General features: G+C 41.4%; 9 protein-coding genes and 1 pseudogene. 8 read left to right on the top strand and 2 right to left on the bottom strand.

The window, feature by feature from the left end:
- Window positions 1-10: 10 nt before the first annotated feature.
- From serC to pyrF, 8 genes are all read left to right on the top strand, one after another.
- On the top strand, window positions 11-1,093 hold the full coding sequence (gene serC / locus ABMY45_RS18055) for a 3-phosphoserine/phosphohydroxythreonine transaminase (protein ID WP_349289299.1): 1,083 nt from the start codon (window positions 11-13) through the stop codon (window positions 1,091-1,093).
- Window positions 1,093-2,373, top strand: a complete 1,281-nt coding sequence (gene aroA, locus ABMY45_RS18050; protein ID WP_349289298.1) for a 3-phosphoshikimate 1-carboxyvinyltransferase — start codon at window positions 1,093-1,095, stop codon at window positions 2,371-2,373. The genes serC and aroA overlap by 1 nt, the downstream gene beginning before the upstream one ends.
- 254 nt (window positions 2,374-2,627) lie before the next feature.
- Window positions 2,628-3,344, top strand: coding sequence for a (d)CMP kinase (gene cmk, locus ABMY45_RS18045; RefSeq protein ID WP_174168821.1), 717 nt, complete (start codon window positions 2,628-2,630; stop codon window positions 3,342-3,344).
- 96 nt (window positions 3,345-3,440) lie between these two features.
- The gene (gene rpsA / locus ABMY45_RS18040) at window positions 3,441-5,108 is read left to right on the top strand and encodes a 30S ribosomal protein S1 (protein ID WP_010604841.1); all 1,668 of its coding nucleotides are present in this window, start codon (window positions 3,441-3,443) and stop codon (window positions 5,106-5,108) included.
- Between the two features lie 61 nt (window positions 5,109-5,169).
- Window positions 5,170-5,460, top strand: coding sequence for an integration host factor subunit beta (ihfB, locus tag ABMY45_RS18035; protein ID WP_010377033.1), 291 nt, complete (start codon window positions 5,170-5,172; stop codon window positions 5,458-5,460).
- A 17-nt stretch (window positions 5,461-5,477) separates the two neighbouring features.
- Window positions 5,478-5,741 (top strand): LapA family protein, encoded by a 264-nt coding sequence (locus ABMY45_RS18030; RefSeq protein WP_010377035.1) that lies wholly within the window; start codon window positions 5,478-5,480, stop codon window positions 5,739-5,741.
- A gap of 2 nt (window positions 5,742-5,743) precedes the next feature.
- Window positions 5,744-6,880, top strand: a complete 1,137-nt coding sequence (locus tag ABMY45_RS18025) for a lipopolysaccharide assembly protein LapB (RefSeq protein ID WP_010604840.1) — start codon at window positions 5,744-5,746, stop codon at window positions 6,878-6,880.
- Window positions 6,881-6,908: 28 nt separating this feature from the next.
- Window positions 6,909-7,619 carry an orotidine-5'-phosphate decarboxylase gene (gene pyrF / locus ABMY45_RS18020; protein WP_010604839.1) on the top strand — a complete coding sequence of 237 codons (711 nt, stop codon included), beginning with the start codon at window positions 6,909-6,911 and terminating at the stop codon, window positions 7,617-7,619.
- Window positions 7,620-7,693: 74 nt separating this feature from the next.
- Here the strand turns inward: pyrF and ABMY45_RS18015 are convergent, their stop codons facing one another.
- Window positions 7,694-8,014, bottom strand: a complete 321-nt coding sequence (locus ABMY45_RS18015; RefSeq protein WP_010604838.1) for a hypothetical protein — start codon at window positions 8,012-8,014, stop codon at window positions 7,694-7,696.
- Window positions 8,015-8,609: 595 nt separating this feature from the next.
- A pseudogene (locus ABMY45_RS18010) lies at window positions 8,610-9,636 on the bottom strand (IS3 family transposase).
- Between the last annotated feature and the right edge of the window lie 951 nt (window positions 9,637-10,587).

Below are 10,587 nucleotides of genomic sequence, written 5' to 3'. Positions count from 1 at the left end.
GAGGAAAAATATGACGGTTTATAATTTTTGCGCGGGTCCTGCGATGTTACCTGTTGAAGTTATGAAAAAAGCGCAAAAAGAATTTTTAGATTGGCAAAATCTGGGTGTTTCGGTGATGGAAGTGAGCCACCGTTCGGCACCGTATCTCGAAATGGCAAAGCAATGCGAAGCAAGCTTACGTCGTTTGATGAACATCTCTGATGAATTTGAAGTCCTGTTTATGCATGGTGGTGGCCGAGGTCACTTTGCTGCTGTACCGCTAAATCTACATGTAGATGGTGTACCTGGCGTATATATCGAGAACGGGATCTGGTCTACCGGTGCGACGAAAGAAGGTGAAAAATTCACGCAAACGCATACAATTAATATTCGTACTGACGAAAATGGTCAATTCGATATTTTACCTGTCTCCGAGTGGAAGTTACCAGAAAACGCTTCATACATTCACTTTTGTCCAAACGAAACCATCGACGGTATTGAAATATTTGACGTTCCAAAGCATGCAACCGCACCAATTGTAGCGGACATGTCTTCCAATATTTTATCTCGTGAAATTAACGTCGATGACTTTGATTTGATCTATGCTGGTGCACAAAAAAATATCGGTCCTTCGGGTCTCAGTATCGCCATTGTACGTAAGACGTTATTGAAGCGTGAAGGGTTGCCGAGACCTGCTATCCTTGATTACGCCATTGAGGCTGATCAGCAAAGCATGTACAACACACCACCGACATTTGCATGGTATCTTGCGTTTGAGGTATTCAAGTATCTTGAAAGCATTGGTGGTGTTAAAGCCATGGAAGCGCACAATCAAGAAAAAGCAGCCATTTTATACGATTACATCGATGGCTCTGATTTCTATTCAAACAAAGTTGCAAAACATTGTCGCTCATTGATGAACGTACCATTTTGGTTAAATGATGACAGCCTAAATGCCAAATTCTTGGCAGAGGCAGAACAAAGCGGTTTAATTGCACTTGAAGGCCATCGTTTCGTTGGCGGTATGCGAGCTAGTATATACAACGCCATGCCAATTGAAGGGATCAAAGCGTTAGTTGCATTTATGGATAAATTCGCACGGGAGAACAGTTGATGGAACAATTGACTCTCAAGCCTATTACTAAAGTCAGTGGCAGTGTGACGCTACCTGGCTCTAAAAGCTTATCAAATCGTATTTTGTTGCTTGCAGCGTTGTGCGAAGGCACGACAAAAGTGACGAACTTATTGGATAGCGATGACATCCGCCATATGTTAGGTGCGCTATCCCAGTTAGGCGTTGAAGTAACGTTAGAAGACGATAATACGGTGGCACTGGTCAAAGGAAATGGTGGCAACTTTAACACCCCCGTTGAGCCGCTATTTTTAGGCAATGCCGGTACAGCATATCGCCCATTAACTGCAGTGCTTGCAGCTATACCCGGTGATTATGAACTGATTGGTGAGGCACGGATGGAAGAGCGCCCAATTGGCCATCTTGTTGATGCCATGCAAACGCTTGGTGCAGATATTCAATATCTCAAAAACAAAGACTACCCGCCGTTAAAAGTTGCAGGTAAGCAACTTGCTGGTGGTGAAGTTGAGATTGACGGCAGTATCTCAAGCCAATTCTTAACTGCATTATTGATGGCAGCACCGCTTTTTAGTGGCGATACGAATATTGCGATTAAAGGTGAACTGGTTTCAAAGCCTTATATTGATATTACCATTGGCGTGATGGCGCACTTTGGGGTTCATGTCGAAAACCACGATTACAAACATTTTGTGGTGAAAGCAGGCCAGCAGTATCAATCTCCTGGAACACTTATGGTCGAAGGGGATGCCTCGTCAGCTTCTTATTTCATTGCTGCAGCTGCAATTGCAGGTGGTGAAATTGAAATAAAGGGAGTGGGTAAACAAAGTGTGCAAGGTGATATCGGTTTTGCCAAAGTGATGGAACAAGTCGGTGCAAACATTGATTGGCATGATGAGCGTATCGTTGTCCGAAAAGGTGAGTTAAATGGTGTGGATATTGACGCCAATGCTATCCCTGATGCGGCGATGACGCTTGCAACCGTAGCGCTATTTGCAAAAGGTAAAACGGCAATTCGTAATATCTACAATTGGCGTGTGAAAGAAACCGACAGGCTAGCTGCCATGGCGACTGAGCTAAAAAAAGTAGGCGCAGAAGTGGTAGAAGGGCACGACTTTATCGAAGTTACGCCACCGGCTAATTTTAATTTCACGGATGTAGACACATATAATGACCATCGTATCGCGATGTGTTTCTCGATGGTTGCTGTGGGTGGTCAAGCTATCACGATTAACGACCCTAAATGTACGGCAAAAACTTTCCCAACCTATTTTTCAGTGTTAGAAAGCATTAGTCAGTATTAATTTCATCCAAGGTGTTGAAGATCTTCAACACCTTAAAATCTTCTATAAAATAGTCAATCTTAACAAAGTCAAATACACGGGTGTTTGACTGAATTTCTTTCAATTAAAGCCAGTTCGCACCTGGCGTATAGCATTTTGCGTTGCACTAATAATTTGAGATATAACAAAAAATGACAGGTAAATAAGGATATATTCAGCAAATTGACGTATACTATGCGCCGTCAAATTCAGGTGAGCATTTTTAGGAGGTCTAAATGCAGGCAGCTATGCCAGTTATCACCGTAGACGGCCCAAGTGGTTCAGGCAAAGGAACTGTTTGTCGCTTGTTAGCTGAAACATTAAATTGGGAAGTGTTGGATAGCGGTGCGATTTATCGCGTGCTTTCGTTAGCGGCATTACACCACCAAATTGCAACTGATAACGAAGAGGGTTTAGTCCCACTCGCTGCCAATTTGGATGTACAGTTTTCTATCGATAAAGAAACTAAAAAAAGCAAAATTGTACTTGAAGGTGAAGATGTTACTAACACCATTCGCAATGAAGAAGTAGGCGCAGCTGCGTCAAAAATTGCGGCATTGCCACGAGTGAGAGAAGCATTGTTACGACGTCAGCGCGCTTTTAGAACTGAAGTTGGCCTAATTGCTGATGGACGTGATATGGGAACGGTGGTGTTCCCTGATGCTGAACTTAAAATTTATTTGACTGCAAGTGCAGAAGAGCGTGCTCGCAGGCGATTTGTTGAGTTGAATGAGAAAGGCCATGATGTTACACTAAGTGGTCTGTTAGAAGACATTAAAGCTCGCGATGATCGCGATATGAATCGCAAGGTTGCCCCATTAGTTCCTGCTAGCGATGCGATAGTTGTTGATACAACTGAGCATAATGCTGAGCAAGTGTTCAAAGAGGTTATGTCTTTTATTCAAGACGCCATTGTGGCCGGTAAACTTCCAAAAAGCTGTTTACCTAAGTAATTTATAATGACACAGGCAGGAAGCTAGTGTTTATTTAATAACCCCATGCAGCATGGTTGCTAATTGGTAATTTAACTTTATAGAGACGTATTTAGTATGTCAGAAAATTTTGCGCAGTTATTTGAAGAAAGCCTACAGGGTTTTGAAGTTGAGCAAGGCTCAATCGTTAAAGGTACAGTAATCGCTATTGAGAACAATGTTGTTCTTGTTGATGCTGGCCTTAAGTCTGAAAGTGCAATCCCTGCAGAGCAATTCAAAAATGCTGCTGGTGAACTAGAAGTTGCAGTAGGCGACGAAGTAGACGTTGCACTAGATGCAATCGAAGACGGTTTCGGTGAGACTATCCTTTCTCGTGAAAAAGCTAAGCGTCACGAAGCTTGGATCCGTCTTGAGAAAGCTTGTGAAGAGCAAGAGACTGTTACTGGTGTTATCAACGGTAAAGTTAAAGGCGGTTTCACAGTTGAAGTTGATTCAATCCGTGCATTCCTACCTGGTTCACTTGTTGATGTACGTCCAGTTCGCGACACAGCTCACCTTGAAGGTAAAGAGTTAGAGTTCAAAGTAATCAAGCTAGACCAGAAGCGCAACAACGTTGTTGTTTCACGTCGTGCTGTTATCGAGTCTGAGAACTCACAAGAGCGTGAAGAGCTGCTTCAAAACCTTGTTGAAGGCCAAGAAGTTAAGGGTATCGTTAAGAACCTTACTGACTACGGTGCATTCGTAGACTTAGGTGGTGTTGACGGTCTTCTACACATCACTGACATGGCTTGGAAGCGTGTTAAGCACCCTTCAGAGATCGTGAACGTAGGTGACGAAATCAACGTTAAAGTACTTAAGTTCGACAAAGAGAAGACTCGTGTTTCTCTAGGTCTTAAGCAACTTGGCGAAGATCCATGGGCTGCTATCGCTGGTCGTTACCCAGAAGGTGCTAAGCTTACTGGTCGTGTAACTAACCTAACTGACTACGGCTGTTTCGTTGAAATCGAAGAAGGCGTTGAAGGTCTAGTACACGTTTCAGAAATGGATTGGACTAACAAGAACATCCACCCTTCAAAAGTAGTTTCACTAGGTGATACTGTTGAAGTTATGGTTCTTGAAATCGACGAAGAGCGTCGTCGTATTTCTCTAGGTCTTAAGCAGTGTAAAGCTAACCCTTGGCAAGAATTTGCTCGTCTTAACAACAAAGGCGACCAAGTTTCTGGTAAGATCAAGTCTATCACTGACTTCGGTATCTTTATCGGTCTTGACGGCGGTATCGACGGTCTTGTACACCTATCTGACATCTCTTGGAACACTCCAGGTGAAGAAGCTGTACGTGAGTACAAGAAAGGTGACGAAATCACAGCTATCGTTCTACAAGTTGACCCAGAGCGTGAGCGTATCTCTCTAGGCGTTAAGCAAATCGACGCTGATCCATTCACTAACTACCTAGACGCCAACAAAAAAGGTGCTATTGTTAAAGGTAAAGTGACTGAAGTTGATGCTAAAGGCGCAACTGTTGAGCTAATCGAAGGCGTTGAAGGTTACATCCGTGTAGCTGACATCGCGCAAGAGCGTGTTGAAGACGCGACTGCTGCTGTTTCTGAAGGCGACGAAATCGAAGCTAAATTTGTAGGTGTTGATCGTAAGAACCGTACTATCAGCCTATCAGTTAAAGCTATCTACGAAGCTGAAGAAAAAGAAGTACTAGAGAAGCTTAAGAAAGATGAGCCTGCGTTCGAAAACGCAATGGCTGCAGCTTTCAAAAATGCTCAAAAAGACTAATTAATCAGTCTTTAAACTAGGAAGGGCGCTCAGCCCTTCCTTTTACACTAAAGGAAACATTATGACAAAGTCTGAATTGATAGAACAACTTGCACTGCAGCACGCTCACGTTCCTGTTAAAGATGTAGAGAATGCGGTAAAAGAAATCCTTGAACAAATGGCTGGCTCATTATCAGACTCGGAACGTATCGAAATCCGTGGCTTTGGTAGTTTCTCGCTTCACTTCCGTTCTCCTCGCACTGGCCGTAATCCTAAAACGGGCGAGACAGTAGAATTGGATGGTAAATACGTACCACACTTTAAGCCAGGCAAAGAGCTGCGCGATAGAGTAAACGAAAGCTTAAATAATTAAGTCTAACGGAGCTAAACTTGGTTGCAGTATTGAAAAAGGGATTAGCTGTTGTTGCCATACTGATTGCATTTTTAGTTGGAACACAAAATCCACAAGTTGTTAATGTCAATTTTGTAATTGCAAGTGCAGAGTTACCACTCGCAACCTTAATGAGTATTTGCTTAGCTCTTGGGATAATTATTGGTTTACTTGTAACAGCGTCGGTTTTATCTAAGCTTAAATGGCAAAATCATCGCCTAAAAAAAAGTAATAGTAAGCTTAGTCAAGCAGCCGAACGCTAGTTATGATCGAGCTACTGTTTTTATTACTACCTGTAGCTGCCGCTTACGGTTATGTTATGGGTAAAAATAGTGCTAAGAATCAAGCCCTAGAGCAAAGTAGACAAATTACCTCAGAATACAGTAAAGGCCTAAAATTCCTACTGGATAGGGAAGAAGATCAGGGTCTTGAACACCTCACAAAGTTACTTGAAGTCTCAGCAGACTCCGTCGACCATTATTTAACACTCGCATCGCTCTTTAGAAAGCGGGGAGAGTTAGATAGAGCGATAAAAATTCATGAGCTACTACTTAAACAACCTAATCTAGACGAAGAAGTGGTGAAGTCCTGTCGTCTAGAGCTTGCTCAAGATTACGTCTTAGCCGGTCTATTGGATAGCGCTGAAGAACACTTAGTCATTCTTGTAAAGCTTGGGTTTAAGGATGCACTCGATCCAATTTTAAACCTATACTCTCAAACTAGAGATTGGCGAAAAGGCGTTCATATGTATGAAGCGCATCCTGAGCTTTTTAAAAAGTCGTCTCATTGCGCGACTATTGCAAACTTCTATTGTGAAGCTGCAAATCAAGAAAAGAATCCAAGCTTATTCGAAAAAGCGACAGCGCTCGCGCATGAAACAGTAAGACCCTTGTATGAAATGGGCAAAGATGCATACAAACACGACGATTACGTGAAGTGTATATATTATTGGCGAAAGCTCGTGAGCCAATTTGTATTTATGGCGCCACTAGTAATAGAAGACCTTGAATCTTGTTATGTTAAATTAAATATTCATGAGCAATTCTTTGAGTTAGTCTCCGAGCTATTAGAAAAAGGAGGAGTGCTGATCAGAATTAAGTTCTGCCAAGGATTAGTCCAAAAAGGTCATATTTCTGAGGCGATAGAGTTTCTAACTGATAGTTTAAAGCGTGAACCATCAATTAGGGGCTTTAGTTATTTGCTGCAACTCATTAGTGGCAAAGATGCTAAAATAGATCACGTACTACAAGAAATAGATAAGTTGGTAAAGTCTTATATTGCAACTAAGCCGAATTATCAATGTGGTCATTGTGGGTTTACAAGTCATACAATGTACTGGTTATGTCCCTCCTGCAAACATTGGGAGTCACTTGCTCCGAGCCGTGGGTTAGACGGTTTTTAGGTTTTTAATTTGGCCAAATAGGGTAACTATGTCGACACAAGATTTAAAAAAGGTTTTGATTGCGCTTGATTATGATAATGAAGAAGCTGCATTATCATTTGTTTCTCAGCTTTCACCTGACGAATGCCGATTGAAAGTAGGTAAAGAGATGTTTACCTATTTTGGCCCTCAGTTTGTAAAAAAACTGGTAGATATGAATTTTGATGTATTTTTAGATCTAAAATTTCACGATATTCCAAACACAGTTGCAAAAGCGGTAACTGCTGCGGCTGAACTTGGCGTGTGGATGGTAAATGTTCACGCCAGCGGCGGCCATGAAATGATGTCAAAAGCAAAAGAAGCGTTGGCAGCTTACGGTGATAAAGCGCCGCTACTTATTGCTGTGACCGTATTAACTAGTATGGATCAAGGTCAGCTACTAAAGCTTGGAATTGAAAAGACACCTCAAGAGCAAGTGCTATATCTTGCAAAATTAGCGAAAGAATCAGGTCTAGATGGCGTGGTTTGTTCTGCGCAAGAAGCCGAACTTTTAAAAGCTCAACTCGGTGAGGAATTTAAGCTTGTGACACCAGGTATCCGACCAGCAGGTGCTGATGCTGGCGATCAAAAACGTATTATGACCCCTGAAAAAGCAGTGAAAGCGGGTAGTGATTATCTAGTGATAGGGCGTCCGATCACTAAAGCTGACAATCCAGCAGGAGCTCTGGAAGCAATTAACCAAAGTATTGCTTCGCTTTAAACATGAGAGGCCAACATTATTGTTGGCCTCTTTCAATTTACGAGACCAGTTTAATCGAAGCGTTAGATTTTAACTTAATCTTCATTTTCCGTAGTTTCAAAGTTCAAACTAAATTGACCACTGCGCTGCACTGAGAAAATAGCCTTTTGCCAGTTCTCTTCTTGATTTGCTGTCGCATTTTCGAACAAGCTTAGAAAAAGGACGGAAATTTCATCACTTACAGGTATGACATGTGCTTGTTTGGGAGTGCTGGTGTCATAGTAGAAAGCGGAACACCTCGGCATATTGTCGTCATGATAGTCCAATACGAGTCGCGCTTCGCTCCACGGCTCTTTAATTTGTTGATACAGATATTGACCCAATTGTTGTGGGACTTGTCGGTTTTCTTCACGCATTCCAACTCCTTGTTATGTTCAGCGATAAATGTTGATCTGATTTTACTGGCGACTTTTGGCTTTAGTATGTGCTATAAATTTGTAGATCCCAAAACCGAATAGTATAAATATGATCGCCTGATCCGCGGCTTTACTTATCATAACCGCATTTGAGAATAGGTTTGATAGTATAGACATACAGATAAAAAACGAAAGTACTGATGTTAGTAACACGATGGCTTTTATCCAAGGTTGAACTAGCTTATGTCCCTGTTTGCTAATCGATACAGCAACGATAAAACTGATCAAAGAAACTAAAAAGCCAATAAAAATATTGTTCCATCGTGATCATTGTATTTTCTTATTAATCGATGTGTAAATTATTTTATTTATTTTCTGTCGCTTTCAAGAAGCGCTGAATGTTTCCGTAAGAACAGATTCTTAATCTCTTAATTTTGCTTTCGATAAGTTCAGTAAGATCTTTCGCCACATATATGAAAACGGCTGTGGTACCTGGCTCTTCCTCTGTATTTGGTCTGTCTCTGCAACGTTAAACTCATAACTAAAAAAGTGATCTGATCCAGTAAAACAGGACACTTCATTAAGCTACTTTCAGTTATTCAAATCTTTCAGGGCTTAGATAGCCAATAACACTATGCCTTCTCTTTTTGTTGTAATCAATTTCTAGGTACTCAAGTATTTGCTGAAACATCGCTTAACGATCCATAATTGGTTCGTATTGAACCGCCTCAACTTTCAGTGAATGGAAGAGGCTCTCAACACAAGCGTTGACGCTCCCAGCAGTTACCTTTGCGGCTCATGCTCTGAGTTAATCCGTACTGCTCAATCATATTCCGATTAGCATGAGAGCAATACTGGCTGCCACGGTCACTGTGAACAATAACTCCTTGGGCTTGTCGCGTCGCCAAAGCGCCATTTTTAGAGCATCACACCAAGATTGATGTGATGCGCTTACTCATCGACCAACTAACTACTGACCGTGAATATAAATCGGTGATGAAAGCTAAATTAAATAGAGCCAACCTTCGCTCGTTATTAAATAGGTGATGTCGCCTGCCCATTTTTGATTTGGCCCATCAGCGATAAAGTCTTGCTCAAGCAAATCCGGTGCAATAGGCAATGAATGTTTACTGTACGTTGTAACTTTAAACTTGCGGGCCGCTTTGGCTACAAGCCCTTAGCGCTCCATGCTGCACATAATGGTTTTAATATCATACTTCTCACCTTGCTCTTCAAGCTCAGCTGGAATGCGTCGAGCACTGTCCCGCTCAACTCATCTTTAATTTTTGTATCGCGGGCTTGCTTGCGCTTACTCAGCTGCTGGCACGATTTTAGCCATAAATAATACCCACTTGGCGACACGGACAATATATAGGCCATCCTGTGTATTGAGAATGACCCGCAGTTGTCTTTCATAAACTCAAATCGAGTTACTTTTGGTTTTTTGCGAAGTAGGTGGCCGCCTTTTTTAAGATTTCTAATTCCTTAGCTTGCTCAGCCAACTGGCGTCTTAACTTGGCACTCTCTGCGCTCCCGACATTACGCCAAGCATAGAGCCGAGATTCATAAACAGTGAGGTCTCGTGCAGCCTGTGCAATTCCAATTTTGGTCGCCAGCTTCAAGGCTTCTTACTTAAATTCGGCTGAATAAGTTTTCTGGTTTTCTTTGGGGACGTTATTTTCACCTCTACGAGTTAGTTTACTCACTTAATGAGGTGTCCAAAAGTTTTGGATCAGATCAGTGAGTCGTTTTCTAGTGCTGTACACACTGTGATAGCGTGGGGAGAGCTTTAGTGACTCGCCACTTTATACGGTTTTGTAAATAGCCGGCTATTAAAATAAGAGGGTTGTTCAAAGATTGTACATTGATTTTTACAAAAGCTTGACTTTTTTCTGTTTGTTTAAGTGGTTCTATCCTTGGCTTTAAGGTTAATTTATAAGAATAGGTACGCTCTGAAGTCACCCTTGCACGAATTTAAAAAAGGGGCATCCGTGGAAAAAGTGATTATTTGATCTGGCTTGATTGTTTCAAAAGTTACATCATTCCCAGTCGAAAGTTTGTCATGAATATCGGAACCTGGTTCTAAAGTACTATGGAAAACAAAACTTTCATTTATATAAGTGGTTAGTTCATAACTAGTGACCTTAGCACTTTGGATTGTGTCGTGAATGACCACCTTTGTGTGCATGAAATTTAGCCTTGGTTGATTTGAAAACTCTCACAACAATCCATAAAGCTTGGTTAATGTAGTGTAAATACGTTTTTTATGTGTAATTATCTGTTATTAAATTAATTTAATATAATAATGGAGGTTATTACATGGATTTGGTGGAGTGTAAGTGTGTTTTTTGGTGGTTGATAATATTAGTTTGATATTAAGGTTGATCTGTAAAAAGCGTTTGTGTATCTTATGCGCCGTTCGAGAATGTACATCAAAAGTCCAGATGTTTAGTGTGGTTTTTGTTTTCAGGGAAGTGTCTATCTCAACAAGTTGTAAGAAAGCTTAATGCAAACTGAATTGCTCATTAAGTCTCGTGACTTCCTCCCTGAATTCCCAATAGAAAGTAAAATCT

It is taken from the genome of Pseudoalteromonas sp. XMcav11-Q (assembly GCF_040104525.1).
Classification (GTDB): Bacteria; Pseudomonadota; Gammaproteobacteria; order Enterobacterales; family Alteromonadaceae; genus Pseudoalteromonas.
This window is presented reverse-complemented; position numbering and strand designations above follow the sequence as displayed.

Coding starts and splice junctions, on each gene's coding strand:
- cmk (WP_174168821.1), top strand. CDS start 2,628: ATGCAGGCAGCTATGCCAGTTATCACCGTAGACGGCCCAAGTGGTTCA.
- ihfB (WP_010377033.1), top strand. CDS start 5,170: ATGACAAAGTCTGAATTGATAGAACAACTTGCACTGCAGCACGCTCAC.
- pyrF (WP_010604839.1), top strand. CDS start 6,909: ATGTCGACACAAGATTTAAAAAAGGTTTTGATTGCGCTTGATTATGAT.
- rpsA (WP_010604841.1), top strand. CDS start 3,441: ATGTCAGAAAATTTTGCGCAGTTATTTGAAGAAAGCCTACAGGGTTTT.
- serC (WP_349289299.1), top strand. CDS start 11: ATGACGGTTTATAATTTTTGCGCGGGTCCTGCGATGTTACCTGTTGAA.
- ABMY45_RS18015 (WP_010604838.1), bottom strand. CDS start 8,014: ATGCGTGAAGAAAACCGACAAGTCCCACAACAATTGGGTCAATATCTG.
- ABMY45_RS18025 (WP_010604840.1), top strand. CDS start 5,744: ATGATCGAGCTACTGTTTTTATTACTACCTGTAGCTGCCGCTTACGGT.
- aroA (WP_349289298.1), top strand. CDS start 1,093: ATGGAACAATTGACTCTCAAGCCTATTACTAAAGTCAGTGGCAGTGTG.